At 70.4% G+C, this 13,061-nt stretch carries 13 protein-coding genes; 12 read left to right on the top strand and 1 reads right to left on the bottom strand.

Going from position 1 to position 13,061, the window contains the following annotated elements:
* Nucleotides 1-30: 30 nt before the first annotated feature.
* The 12 genes from O5M90_RS19070 (at nucleotide 31) to O5M90_RS19015 (ending at nucleotide 12,501) form a co-directional block, all read left to right on the top strand.
* On the top strand, nucleotides 31-963 hold the full coding sequence (locus O5M90_RS19070) for a DUF3108 domain-containing protein (RefSeq protein WP_269839981.1): 933 nt from the start codon (nucleotides 31-33) through the stop codon (nucleotides 961-963).
* 36 nt (nucleotides 964-999) lie between these two features.
* The gene (locus O5M90_RS19065; protein WP_269839980.1) at nucleotides 1,000-1,914 is read left to right on the top strand and encodes a LysR family transcriptional regulator; all 915 of its coding nucleotides are present in this window, start codon (nucleotides 1,000-1,002) and stop codon (nucleotides 1,912-1,914) included.
* Nucleotides 1,915-2,002: 88 nt separating this feature from the next.
* Complete coding sequence (gene mdcA, locus O5M90_RS19060) at nucleotides 2,003-3,682, top strand: malonate decarboxylase subunit alpha (protein ID WP_269839979.1); 1,680 nt, start codon at nucleotides 2,003-2,005, stop codon at nucleotides 3,680-3,682.
* Nucleotides 3,683-3,719: 37 nt separating this feature from the next.
* A complete protein-coding gene (gene mdcC / locus O5M90_RS19055) occupies nucleotides 3,720-4,043 on the top strand; it encodes a malonate decarboxylase acyl carrier protein (RefSeq protein ID WP_269839978.1) in 324 nt (107 codons plus the stop codon).
* Nucleotides 4,040-4,936, top strand: a complete 897-nt coding sequence (locus O5M90_RS19050; protein ID WP_269839977.1) for a biotin-independent malonate decarboxylase subunit beta — start codon at nucleotides 4,040-4,042, stop codon at nucleotides 4,934-4,936. Before mdcC ends, O5M90_RS19050 begins: the two co-directional genes overlap by 4 nt.
* Nucleotides 4,937-4,945: 9 nt before the next feature.
* Complete coding sequence (locus O5M90_RS19045; RefSeq protein WP_269839976.1) at nucleotides 4,946-5,647, top strand: biotin-independent malonate decarboxylase subunit gamma; 702 nt, start codon at nucleotides 4,946-4,948, stop codon at nucleotides 5,645-5,647.
* Nucleotides 5,648-5,660: 13 nt separating this feature from the next.
* Complete coding sequence (mdcG, locus tag O5M90_RS19040) at nucleotides 5,661-6,347, top strand: malonate decarboxylase holo-[acyl-carrier-protein] synthase (protein ID WP_269839975.1); 687 nt, start codon at nucleotides 5,661-5,663, stop codon at nucleotides 6,345-6,347.
* Nucleotides 6,344-7,204, top strand: a complete 861-nt coding sequence (mdcB, locus tag O5M90_RS19035) for a triphosphoribosyl-dephospho-CoA synthase MdcB (RefSeq protein WP_269839974.1) — start codon at nucleotides 6,344-6,346, stop codon at nucleotides 7,202-7,204. The genes mdcG and mdcB overlap by 4 nt, the downstream gene beginning before the upstream one ends.
* Nucleotides 7,205-8,113 carry an ACP S-malonyltransferase gene (locus O5M90_RS19030; protein ID WP_269839973.1) on the top strand — a complete coding sequence of 303 codons (909 nt, stop codon included), beginning with the start codon at nucleotides 7,205-7,207 and terminating at the stop codon, nucleotides 8,111-8,113.
* Between the two features lie 144 nt (nucleotides 8,114-8,257).
* Nucleotides 8,258-9,628, top strand: coding sequence for an SLC13 family permease (locus tag O5M90_RS19025; protein WP_269839972.1), 1,371 nt, complete (start codon nucleotides 8,258-8,260; stop codon nucleotides 9,626-9,628).
* A 172-nt stretch (nucleotides 9,629-9,800) separates the two neighbouring features.
* On the top strand, nucleotides 9,801-10,091 hold the full coding sequence (locus O5M90_RS19020; RefSeq protein WP_137942703.1) for a BTH_I0359 family protein: 291 nt from the start codon (nucleotides 9,801-9,803) through the stop codon (nucleotides 10,089-10,091).
* Between the two features lie 112 nt (nucleotides 10,092-10,203).
* A complete protein-coding gene (locus O5M90_RS19015) occupies nucleotides 10,204-12,501 on the top strand; it encodes an ATP-binding protein (protein WP_137942702.1) in 2,298 nt (765 codons plus the stop codon).
* Here the strand turns inward: O5M90_RS19015 and O5M90_RS19010 are convergent, their stop codons facing one another.
* Nucleotides 12,502-13,056, bottom strand: a complete 555-nt coding sequence (locus O5M90_RS19010) for a hypothetical protein (protein WP_269839971.1) — start codon at nucleotides 13,054-13,056, stop codon at nucleotides 12,502-12,504.
* Nucleotides 13,057-13,061: the final 5 nt, after the last annotated feature.

The raw sequence follows: 13,061 nt of genomic DNA, 5'->3' as shown, positions 1-13,061 counted from the left end.
CGGCTGCAAGGCAAGAAGCAGCATTGTCCGATGTCTCGCCCTGCCCTCCCGCCATCGCTGCTGTGGGCCGCCGCCGGCGCTCTGGCCCTGCACTGGGCGCTGCTGAACGGGCTCGGCGACGGGCGCCCGCAGCCCCGCCAGGCCAGCCAAGTCGGCGCTAGTGCCGCGATGCTGACGCGGCAGATCGTCATCGCGACACCGCGGCCCGAGATCGTCATGCCGGCTGAGACTAAAGCTCCTGCGCCACGCCAACGACTGCGGCCAGCGCCACAGCCACAACAAGCCGCCGTGCCGAGCGCCCCGGCCGCGCCGCTCATCGCCGCGACGCCGGCTGCCGCCTTCCTCTGGCACTATGAGCTGCGCCAGGGCGAGGCCGGCGGGATCGCCCGCCTGAGCTGGCAGCCCGATGGCCTGCACTACCAGGCCCGGCTGGAGCGCGAGCTGCCGGACCGCACCCTGCCCGGCTGGCGCAGCGAGGGCGGCTTCGACGCGCAAGGCCTGGCCCCCGAGCGCTTCGCCCAACAGCGCCGCGGCCGCGACAGCCAGGCCACCAACTTCCGCCGCGCGCAGGGGCTGATCAGCTTCTCGGCCAGCCCCGCGCTGCTGCCGCTGCCGGCCGGTGTGCAGGACCGGCTGACCTGGATGATCCAGCTGGCCGCGCTGACCGCCGCCAACCCCGCGCTGCGCCGGCCCGGCACCGAGCTGAGCCTGCCGGTGGCCGGCCTGCGCGGCGATCTCGCGAACTGGCGCTTTGTCGTGCAGCGCAGCGAGGACCTGGAGCTGCCGGTCGGCCCGGTCGAGAACGCGCTGCATCTGCAGCGCGAGGCACTGGGACCTTACGACGCCGCGCTCGATGTCTGGCTCGACCCCGCCCGCCAGCACCTGCCGGTGCAGCTGCGCCAGGCCGGCGCGGACGGCCGGACCTGGCTGCTGAGGCTGTGTTCCGAGGCGCAGGCCTGCTGAAGCGGCGCCGCTGCGGCCCATGCGATCATCGCCCTCATGCTGCCTCGCATCCATGAAGACATCACGTTTCGCAAGCTCGAGATCCTGATCAGCTTTCTTGAAAGCGGCAGCCTTGCGCGGGCCGCCGAGCGGCTGGGCATCAGCGCGGTCAGCGTCCATCGCGCGCTGCATTCGCTGGAGTCCGGCACCCGCTGCGCGCTGTTCCGGCTCGAAGGCCGCAATCTGCAGCCGACCGAAGCGGCCCACGCGCTGGCCGAGGTGGCGCGCGACATCCTGCAGCGCATGGACGAGGGCGTGCGCGCCACCCGGGCGCTGGCCGGCTATGGCTCGGAGCGCATCCGTATCGGCTCGCTGTACTCGCTGACCAGCGGCACCGTGCCGGCCCTGATCATGGCGCTGAAGCTGCGCAAGCCCGATGTGCAGGCGGAGCTGATCCTGGGCTCCAACAACGATCTGCTGCAGAAGTTGCGCGAGGGCAGCATCGACGCCGCCGTGATCGGCCATCCCGAGGGCTGCACGGACCTCGAAAGCCAGGCCCTGTTCGACGACAACATCTATTTCGCGGCCCCGGAGGGCTCGGCCTACGCCGGCCGCGCCAGCATCGCGCTGGAGGACTGCGCGGACGAGCGCTTCGTCAGCCTGCAGGAGGGCTTCGTCACCTACAGCCGCTTCATGGACGCCTTCCGGCTGGCCGGTTTCGAGCCGCAGGTGGTGATGAAGACCAATGACATCTTCTCGCTGATGAACCTGGTCGGGGGCGGTATCGGCTGCACGCTGCTGCCCGGTCGCGTGCGCAGCGTGCTGCCGCCCAATGTCCGGCTGATCCCGCTGGACCCGCGCTATGCGATGCGCCAGTCCATCGCGCTGTGCTTTCTGCGCAGCCGCGAGCGCGATCCGACCCTGCTGGCCCTGCTGGCCGCCAGCCGCACCTTGCGCATCCCGGCAAGCTGAACCCGCCGGCCGACCATTCCGCTGGCCGTAAGCGTTCGCCACCCGGGTTGATTGACCGCCGGCGGCGCAGCCCGTACCGTCCGTGACCATGGACCGCATCAACCGAGACACCAAAGCCCGCAACCGCAGCGCCCGCCTCGCGCGCGCCGGCGAGGCGCTGGGGACCGAGCTGACCGGCAAGCGGGTGGCGAGCGCGGCCATCGGCAGGCTGCTGGAAGCGGTGCTCGAAGCGGGCGATCGCGTCTGCCTGGAGGGCAATAACCAGAAGCAGGCCGACTTCCTGGCCAAGGCCCTGGTCCAACTGGACCCGCAGCGGGTGCACGATCTGCACATGGTGCAGTCGGTGCTGGCCCTGCCCGAGCATCTGGACATCTTCGAGAACGGCATCGCCAGCACGCTGGACTTCAGTTTCTCCGGCCCGCAGGGCGCGCGGCTGGCCAAGCTGGTCAGCGCCGGGCGCATCAATATCGGCGCGATCCACACCTATCTGGAGCTGTTCGCGCGCTACTTCATCGACCTGACCCCCAAGGTCTCGCTGATCGCCGCGCAGGCCGCCGACGCCCAGGGCAATCTCTACACCGGCCCCAACACCGAGGACACGCCGGCCATCGTCGAGGCCACGGCCTTCTCAGGCGGCCTCGTGATCGCCCAGGTCAACGAGATCATGCCCGCCGGCCAGCCGCTGCCGCGCGTCGATGTGCCGGCCGACTGGGTGGATTTCGTCGTGCTGGCCCCGACGCCCAATTTCATCGAGCCGCTGTTCACCCGCGACCCGGCCCAGATCAGCGAGATCCAGGTGCTGATGGCCATGATGGCGATCAAGGGCATCTACGCCGAGTACGGCGTGCAACGGCTCAACCACGGCATCGGCTTCGACACCGCGGCCATCGAGCTGCTGCTGCCGACCTATGGCGAATCGCTGGGGCTCAAGGGCAAAATCTGCCAGCACTGGGCGCTCAACCCGCATCCGGCGCTGATCCCGGCCATCGAGGCCGGCTGGGTCGAGTCCATCCATTCCTTCGGCTCCGAGCTGGGCATGGAGAACTACATCCGCGCCCGCTCCGATGTCTTCTTCACCGGCGCCGACGGCAGCCTGCGCAGCAACCGCGCCTTCTGCCAGGCCGCCGGCCACTACGCCTGCGACCTCTTCATCGGCTCCACCTTGCAGATCGACCTGCAGGGCAATAGCTCGACCGCGACGCTGGGCCGGATCGCCGGCTTCGGCGGCGCGCCCAATATGGGCGCCGATGCCCGCGGCCGGCGCCATGCCAGCCCGGCCTGGCTGAAGGCCGGGCGCGAGGCGCGCGGCCACCTCAGCGGCGCCGCGGCCACGCCACGTGGCCAGAAGCTGGTGGTGCAGATGGTCGAGACCTTCCGCGAGCATATGCAGCCCGCCTTCGTCGACCGGCTCGACGCCTGGGAACTTCAGCAACAGGCCGGCATGGCGCTGCCGCCCATCATGATCTACGGCGAGGATGTCAGCCACATCCTGACCGAGGAAGGCATCGCCAACCTGCTGCTGTGCCGCAATGACGAGGAGCGCGAGCAGGCCATCCGTGGCGTGGCCGGCTATACCGCGGTCGGCCTGGGGCGCGACCATCGCGCCGTCGAGAACCTGCGCGACCGCGGCGTGATCCGCCGCCCGCAAGACCTCGGCATCGACACGCGCCAGGCCAGCCGCAATCTGCTGGCCGCCCGCAGCATGCGCGAGATCGTCACGGCCTCGGGCGGGCTCTACAACCCGCCCAAGCGCTTCCGCAACTGGTGAGCGGGCAGCACGGCCAAGCCATTCAGGAGAGACAGCGATGAGCCCCATCCCACCCGGTCTGGAGACCTTGGACTTCCGCTTCAGCGGCAGCCGCAGCGTGCCGGCCTTCGCCTCGGTGCTGGTCGGCGTGGTCGGCTCGGGCAATCTCGAGGTGATGCTGGAACCGGTCGCAGGGCCGGACTGCGTGATCCAGGTGCAGACCTCGGCACGCGGCTTCGGCACGATCTGGGCGGCGGTGCTGGACGACTTCCAGCGCCGCCATCAGCTCGCCGGCCTGCGGGTCTCGATCAACGATATGGGCGCGACGCCCGCCGTGGTCGGCCTGCGGCTCGACCAGGCCGTGCAGGAGCTGCTGCCATGAGCCCGACGCTGTCCTATGCCGAGTGCTCGGCGCGCGAGCGCCTGGCCCAGCTGCTCGACCCCGGCAGCTTCCATGAATGGCTGCCGCCGACCGAGCGGCTCAGCAGCCCGCATCTGGCGCAGCTGGGGGTGCCCTCGGCCTTCGACGATGGCGTGGCCATCGGCCGGGCACTGCTGGCCGGGCGGACGGTCTTCGTCGCGGCCCAGGAAGGCGGCTTCATGGGCGGTGGCGTCGGCGAGGTGCATGGCGCCAAGCTGGTCGGCCTGCTGCAGCGCGCGCTGCGGGACCGGCCGGACGCGGTGCTGATGCTGGCCGAGTCCGGCGGCGTGCGCCTGCATGAGGCCAATGCCGGCCTGATCGCGGTGTCGGAGCTGATGCGCGCGGTGCTCGATGTGCGGGCGGCCGGCATCCCCGTCATCATGCTGATCGGCGGCGCCAACGGCTGCTTCGGCGGCATGGGCATCGTGGCCCGCTGCGCCGACCGCGTGGTGATGAGCGACCGGGGACGGCTCGCGATGTCGGGGCCCGAGGTCATCGAGGCTTCGCACGGGGTCGAGGAATTCGATGCCCGCGACCGCGCGCTGGTCTGGCGCACCACCGGCGGCAAGCACCGCTGGCTGAGCGACGATTGCGACGTGCTGGTCGACGACGATGTCGCCGAATTCCGCGCCGCCGCTATTGCCATGATGGCCGCGCTCGACACGCCCAGCCCGGTGAGCCTGGCCAGCCTGGAGGCCGAACATGCACTGCTGGCCGCGCGCCTGACCCTGCTCGAAGACAGGGACGCTGACGCTGACGAAGCCACCACGCTATGGACCCGTCTGGGCGTCGCTGCGGCGGCCCAGGTGCCCGATCTCGACGTGGCCGCCGTGCGCGGCCTGCGCACCCTCTGAGGAATCGCGATGGATTGGCAACTCTTGGCCGGCCAGCTGTTCGGCACCGAGCACGGCATCGAACGGGAGGGCGACTTCCTGCACGGCACGGTGAGCTTTGACGGCGAACCGCTCACCATCGTCGGCACCACGGCCCATGCCCCGATCGGCGTGCGCCTGGCCCTGGCCCAGGCGCGCGTGATCCTCGACACGCTCACCCGCCACCCCGGCCGCAGCATCCTGCTGCTGATCGACACGCAGGGCCAGCAGCTGCGCCGGCGCGACGAGCTGCTGGGCATCAACCGGGCGATGGCCCATCTGGGCACGGCCATCGACTTCGCGCGCCGCCGTGGCCACCGGGTGCTGGGCCTGGTCTACGACCAGGCGCTGTCCGGCGGCTTCATCACCTCGGGCCTGATCGCCGATGCCTGCGATGCGCTGCCCGAGGCCGAGATTCGCGTGATGCGCATCCCGGCGATGGCGCGCGTCACCAAGCTGCCGGAGGCGCTGCTGGAGCGGCTGTCGGTCGCCAACCCGGTGTTCGCGCCGGGCGTCGAGAACTATGTCGCGATGGGCGGCGTGCGCCGGCTCTGGACCGGCGATCTCGCCGAGGCGCTGCGCCAGTCGCTGCGGGACGCGCCGACCGAGGACCAGCGGGCCGCAGACGGCGCCGCACGCGGCGGACGGCGGATGGCGGCCGCGGTGATCCAGCGCGTGCTGGACGCGGCCTGAGCGGGAGCGACCGATGCTGCGTCTGCATCGACATCAGCTCGCGCGCCTGACGCCGGGTGGTTGGGCGGCCGTGCGCGCCCAGGCCCGCGACGCGCTGGAACAGGCCTGCCTGGCCCATTGGGCCGACGCCGGCCTGCCGCTGGTGATCACGCAGCAGCGCTGCGGCAGCGAGACAAACGCGCCAGTGATCGCGATGGGCCTGTCGGCGCCGCTGCGCTGGGAGCGGCGCCGGATCGGTCTGCAGGTGCCGCGCGCCGAGGTGCTGTACTTCGACGAGTTCCCGACCGGCGCGCAGATCACGCCCCTGCTGCCGGCCCGCGCACGCGCCGCCTGGGAGCGGCTCTGCGCCGCGCTGCGCACGGCGGGCGCGACCCCGCGTGCCTACGGCAGCTACGGCTGGCAGTTTCTGAGCGGCGCCGGCCATCTGCACAGCCGCTCCGACCTCGACCTGTGGCTGCCGGCGGCCGAGCCGCAGCAGGCCGACGAGATCGCCGCGCTGCTGAACGACTTCGCGGCCGAGGGCCTGCGCCTGGACGGCGAGCTGCTGTTCAAGGGCGACAGCGCGGTCTCCTGGCGCGAATGGGCGGCCTGGCGGTCCGGGCGCAGCAGCGCCATCCTGGTGAAGACCCTGGGCGGCAGCCGGCTGCTGCGAACGCTCGACGAGCTGCTGGGCCAGGCGCCGGTGGAGGCCGCGCTGTGAGCCCCTTGGCGCGCCCCTGCCTCGATGTAGAGCCGCTGCTCTCGCCCGCGCAGATCGGCCGGGCCGCGACGCTGGCGCTGCGCGATGAGCTGCTGCTGTCGCCCAAGCCGGGCCTGGTCACGCTGAGCAGCACGGGCAGCCACAGCGATATGGACGCCCGGACCTTTATGCGCAGCCTGCTGGCGCTGCGCGGCTACTTCGTCGAGATCGCGCAGCTGGGTAGCGAACTCGCGCCCTTTGCCGTGCTGGAGCGCTGCGGCATCGCGGCCGAGGCGCAGATGCTGGCGGCGACCGGCGGCATCAACACCCATCGTGGCGCGGTCTTCCAGCTCGGCCTGCTGTGCGCGGCCGCTGGGGCCGCCTCGCAGTCCGGAGCGCCTGTGAGCGCCGCGCGGATTCGCGCCACGCTGATCGAACACTGGGGTGCCGCGCTGCGCGCGCGCGCAGCGCGGCCTTCGACCCTGCCTGGCGGCATCGCGGCGCGCCGGCTCGGGCTGCGCAGCGCCTCGGAGGAAGCGGCCGCGGGTTTCCCGGTGGTCTTCGAGCTGGCGCTGCCGGCCCTGCGCACGGCGCTGGCGCGCGGCCTGAGGCCGCCGCTGGCCCAGCTCGATGCTCTGTTCCACATCATCGCGGTGCTGGACGACAGCAATCTGGCCCACCGTGGCGGCGCCGAGGGGCTCGCGTTCGCGCAGCGCGCGGCGCGCGACTTCCTCGCGCAGGGCGGCGCCGCAGCGCCCGACGGGCTGGTGCGGGCGCAGCGGATCGGCGCGGCCTTCGTCGCACGACGGCTCTCGCCCGGTGGCGCGGCCGATATGCTGGCGAGCTGCTGCTGGCTGATGCGCCTGGGCGCGGCCTGAATGAGCCTGGCCCTGATCTTCAGCGGCCAGGGGCATCAGCATGCCGGCATGCTGCCCTGGCTGGCGCCCGACGCGCTGACCCAGGCACTGTGCGAGCGCCTGGGCGTCGCCGACTGGCGCGCGGCGCTGGCCGACCCGGCCTGGGCACGCCGCAACCGCAACGCCCAGCAGCTGATCACCGCAACGGCGCTGGCCGCCTGGCAGCAGCTGGCGGACGAGCTGCCCGAGCCGCTGGGCATCGCCGGCTACAGCGTCGGCGAGCTGGCGGCCTTCGGCGCCGCCGGCGTGCTGGCTCCCACCGATGCCCTCGCGCTGGCCGCCCGGCGGGCCGAGCTGATGGATGAGGCCAGCCGTGCCACACCCGGCGGGCTGATGGGCGTGACCGGCCTCGCGCGCGATGCCCTTTTGTCGCTGCTGCGCGATACACCGCTAGCCATCGCGATCTCGAATGGCGCGGACCGCGTCGTGCTGGGCGGGCCGCAGCGCGCGCTCGATGATTTCGAGCCGCTGGCCGGTCGCCATGGCGCCCGCTGCACCCGGCTGGCGGTCGATGTGGCCTCGCACACCGCAGCGATGCAGCCGGCCGCCGACGGCTTCGCCGAGCGGCTCCGCCCGGTGCGCTTCGAGGCGCCGCGCTGGCCGCTGTTCAGCAACACGGCAGAGCGGATCTGGCGCGCCGATGCGGCGCGCGAGGCGCTGGCCCGGCAGATCGCCAGCACGGTGCATTGGGACGACTGCATGGACCAGCTGGCGATGCGCGCACCGCGCTGCGTGCTGGAGATCGGCGGCGGCCAGGCGCTGGCCGGCCTGTGGAATCAGCGGTATCCGGACATCCCGGCCCGATCCGCCGACGAGTTCAGGACCCGGCAGGGCCTGAGCCGCTGGGTCGCGCAGTGCTGCTGCGCCTGAGCGGGGCACGCGCGCGTCTGCAGCTTGGCTCCCGACCTTTCCTGAAGCCGTAACGGTCCGTCGCCCGGCTTGATTGAAGCGGTCGGGCGCCCCCGATACCGTGCGATACCAAAGCGGCCCAGCCGCAGCCACAGGAGACAAACCATGAGCATCCACTGGATGTCGATTCTTCCGCTCGCGGCCATGTTCGTCATCGCCACCGTGCTGCCGATCAATATGGGGGTGCTGGCCTTTGTCGGCGCCTTTCTCGTCGGCACCTTGGTGGTGGGCATGGACGCCAAGGCCATCATCGCCGGCTTCCCCGCCGACCTCTTTCTGACGCTGGCCGGCATCACCTATCTGTTCGCGATCGCGCAGAACAACGGCACCATCGACTGGCTGGTCAGGATCGCGGTGCGCGCGGTGCGCGGCCGGATCGCGGCGATTCCGTGGATCATGTTCTTCATCGCGGCGGTGCTGACCTCGGTCGGCGCCGTCAGCCCGGCCGCGGTGGCCATCATCGCGCCGATCGCGCTGGGCTTCGCGGCCAAGCACGGCATCAACCCGCTGATGATGGGCTTGATGGTGATCCACGGCGCGCAGGCGGGCGGCTTCTCGCCGATCAGCATCTACGGCGGCATCACCAACAAGATCGTCGCCCGCGCCGGCCTGCCGCTCAGCGAGCTGACGACGATGCTGGCCAGCTTCGGCGTCAACTTCGTCGTCGCGCTGGGCCTGTTCGTGATGCTGGGCGGCATGAAGCTGATGCGCCGTCACGCCGACGGGCCCGACAGCGAGCTGCCGCCGATTCCCCAGGTGGCGCGGGCTCAGGGCGGCCCGCAGGTCTTCGGCGGCGCCGAGGCCGAGTCCTTCGGTGAGGGACGCCGGGTCGCGAGCAGCCGCTCCTCGATGCTCGGCCAGGTCAACACCCAGACCTTCCAGAGCACCAATGTCCACCAGCTCATCACCGCGCTGGGGCTGTTGTCGCTGGCCGTGCTGACCCTGGTCTACAAGCTCGACATCGGCTTTGTGTCGATCAGCATCGGCCTGGCGCTGAGCCTGCTGCAGCCGCGGCTGCAGAAGAGCGCGCTCGGCCAGGTATCCTGGCCCGAGATCATGCTGATCGTCGGTGTCAGCACCTATATCGGCGTGATGGACAAGATGGGCACGATCTCCTACGTCGGCAATAGCGTGGCCCAGCTGACCTCGCCGCTGATGGCGGCCCTGCTGCTGTGCTTTGTCGGCGCAGTGATTTCGGCGTTCGCGTCATCGACCGCGGTGCTGGGCTCGCTGATACCGCTGGGCGTGCCCTTTTTGCAGGGCGACAACAGCGGCATGGCGATCGGCTTCATCGCCGCGATGGCGGTCTCGTCGACCATCGTCGACGTCAGCCCCTTCTCGACCAATGGGGCGCTGGTGCTGGCGAATGCCAAGGGCGTGGACCGGGAACGCTTCTTCCGCACGCTGCTGCTCTATGGCGGCGCCGTCACGGTGCTGGCGCCGGTGCTGGTGTGGCTGCTCTTTGTGGTGCTCTGAGCAAGGGTTTGAGCGGGTCGCCCATCCGTGATCTTGTGACGCTTCCACCACAAAGCGCGAAGACCCCATCCCCCGAGTCGCGGGACTTTCTGAGACTATTTGTGCGTGGTCGGCATGAAAGTCGCTTGAAAGGGCTTAGTCTGACCACAGCTAACGGGCACAGGAGTACTTCATGCACATGCTTTACAACTCCCCCAGCTTCATCGTCGTGCAGTTCGACGTGCCGGTCGCGGCCGGTCTGCGCGCTGCCGATGAGATCGAGCCCGAGTTCCAGCTCAGCCGCGGCGGTTTCGAGATCGTCGACAAGTTCGCCCGCAAGGAGATCTTCATCGAGGGCGCGCTGGCTGAGCAGTTCCAGCAAGGGGTCGAGACCCTGATGGGGCAGGACCCGTCCGAAGAGGACCTCGATGACTTCATCGAGACCTATGCCAGCCTGGGTCACCAGCCGGTCGTGATGCACTAACTAATTCCTGCCAAGCGCCCGGCAATCGCCCGCCGGGCCTTGTTCTCGGCGCGGCTGTGCGCCAAGATGGGGCTCAACACGCCGACTGGCGTGGGTTGGTGAGGAGTACCCCATGGTCAAGCGTCTGTCGGACACGCGCGTATTGCCCTCCCCCGGACTGGCCAAGGCCCCGGTGCTGGATCGCATGTGTTCGCAGTTCGTGCTGACGCTGACCGTCAAGCATGCCGGCCGCTTCAATCTGCGGCGCGACTTCAACGGCCTGCTGTCCTTCACCGGCCGCCATCTGGTCTGGCCGGTGCGGGTGCTGACCCGGCTGCGCGCCTATCTGGCCAAACGCTGCCAGGGCAATGAGCTCTGGACCGGCCACGAGGCGCTCAGCGACGAGATGTTTCTGGAGCACCACGGCGTCTGGAACGGCCCCTTCGCCGAGGCCACGCTGTTCTTCTACCTCGACGAGTACATCAAGGACGCGCCCAAGGACATGCTGGCCCTGCTGGCCACCACCTGTGAGCTGCTGGACCGGCAGCTCAAGCAGGAGTCGACCCTGGTCGAGAAGAACATTGCCGCTTTAGGCAATCTGCTGCAGCTCAATCCGGCCGAGCGCGCCATCCTGCTCTACGGCACCCTGGCCCGCTACCAGCGCGAGCTGCGCGGCGCGCTGGTCGAGTTCAAGGTCAATACCGCGCAGGAGGCCTTCGCGGCGATTGCGGCGGTGGCCGATGTCAATGCCCAGGAAGTCGCCGAGGCCTTGCGCGCCGGCTCGCGGCTGGAGCGCATCGGCATGGTCGAGAACCTGATCTCGGAGCACAACATCACCGATCTGGCCGATCTGATGAAGGTCAGCGACCAGCTGCCGCCGGTGCTGATGCGCGAGTACCCGGCCCCGGGCGATCTGATGGCGGTGTTCACCCGCCCGGCCACCAAGAGCGAGCTGACGCCGAGCGACTTCCAGTTCGTCGCCGAGGATCTGGGCGTGCTGGGCACGCTGCTGCGCCAGGCGGTCGCGCGCCAACAGGCCGGCGTCAATGTGCTGCTCTACGGCCCGCCGGGCACCGGCAAGACCGAGCTGGCCAAGGTCGCGGCCCAGGCCGCCGGCCTCGATCTGTATGAGGTCGAGTATGCCGACCGCGACGGCAACTCGCTGTCCGGCCGCGACCGTTACCGCTCGCTGCAGATCAGCCAGCAGTTCCTGAAGGCGAGCCAGAACGTGGCCCTGCTGTTCGACGAGGTCGAGGACGTGTTCCCGCCGCTGTCTACCGACACGGTGCAGCTGATGGCCCGGCTCGATGCCGCGCTCGATGCGCCGGCCTCGGGCTCGGTGTCGGGCAAGGCCTGGGTCAACCAGATTCTCGAGACCAATCCGGTGCCGGTGATCTGGGTGACCAACCGCATCGAGCAGATCGACCCGGCCTTTAGGCGCCGCTTCCAGTACCACCTCGAACTGAAGTCGCCGCCGCCCGGCGCCCGCCTGGGCCTGGTGCAGCGGGCGCTGTCCGATGTTGCGGTCAGCGCGGAGTTCGCGGCCCGGCTGGCCGAGCGGCGCGGCCTGACCCCGGCGCAGATCCGCACCGCGGTGCGCTTCGCGCAGCTGGCCGGCGCAGCGGACGAGGCCGAGGGCCTGATCGCGCGCCAGTTGCAGAACGCCGACAAGGCGCTGGGCCACCAGTCGCATGAGCGGGGTCCGCGCGAGGTCGTGACCCGCTATGCGCTGGACCTGCTGAATGTTGAATCGCGCTTCGAAATCCCGCGCATCGTCGAGGCCTTGCAGCGGCGCGGTCGCGGCAATCTGTGCTTCTACGGCCCGCCCGGCAGCGGCAAGACCGCGCTGGCCGAGCACATCGCCCAGGCCTTGGGCCGGCCGCTGATGGTGCGCCTGGCCAGCGATCTGGCCAGCAAATTCGTCGGCGAGACCGAGCAGAACATGGCCCGCATGTTCGAGGCCGCGACGAATGAAGACGCGGTGCTGCTGCTCGACGAGGCCGACAGCTTTCTGCGCAGCCGGCGCATGGCCGAGCGCAATTACGAGGTCAGCGAGGTCAACGAGATGCTGGCCGGCATGGAGCGCTTTGCCGGCATCTTCATCTGCACGACCAATCTGTTCGAGGAGCTTGATGAGGCGGCGCTGCGCCGCTTCGCCTTCAAGATCCGCTTCAAGGCCTTGCGCGCCGAGCAGCGCGAGACCATGTTCGCGCATGAAGCGGGTTTGGGCGGCGTGGCCGAACTCGACGCCGAGCAGCGCGAGCGCCTGGCCGCGCTGGACCAGCTGACCCCGGGCGATTTCGCCGCCGTGCGCCAGCAGGTCGAGATCCTTGGCGAGGCCTTCACGCCCGACGAGTTCCTGTCGCAGCTGGAGGCCGAGCACCGGGTCAAGCCGGAGGTCAGGCAGCGGCGCGGGATCGGGTTTCGCTAGTCAGTCGCGCCGGCCCGCCAGGGCCTGAAGGCCACGACAAACGCCAAGGCTGATTGCCGCAGCGCTGAGCAGCATCGCGGCGGTGTGAACGAGCAGGGCCGCGAGCGCCAGGGCCAAGGGGCCCGACGCGCTGATCCCCCGACCCGGTGCCTCCGCGACGCACAGCGAGACCAGCGCGGGCACCAGCATCAGCCCGGCGCCATGGGCGGTGGCCATCATGAAGGAGCAGAGCCCCAGGCCGAGCGAGCCAACCGGCAGCCGGCGGGCGCCACCAGGTCTGGACAGGTGCAGCACCATGACGACGATCAGCAGCCCAGCCGCCAGCCCCAGCAGCAGCCGGCGATCGATGGCCAGGCCCGTCACCACCAGGGCCGCCACCAGCGCGACCGACAGCAGATGCCCGAGCGCCAGCGGCAGCCAGGCCCGCAGCGCCCGCGAGTGCCCGCGCGCATGGAAAAAGCCCCAGGCGGCGGCGAGCGGCCAGCCGGAGCTGGGGCTCAAGCCATGCAGCACACCGACGCCCGCGACCGCCAGCCAAGGCCAAAGTTCGCTCATCGCTG

The organism is Paucibacter sp. M5-1, from assembly GCF_027498415.2.
Lineage (GTDB): Bacteria > Pseudomonadota > Gammaproteobacteria > Burkholderiales > Burkholderiaceae_C > Roseateles_E.
The sequence above is the reverse complement of the archived record's forward strand: the minus strand, read 5'-3'. Positions and strand labels throughout refer to the sequence as shown.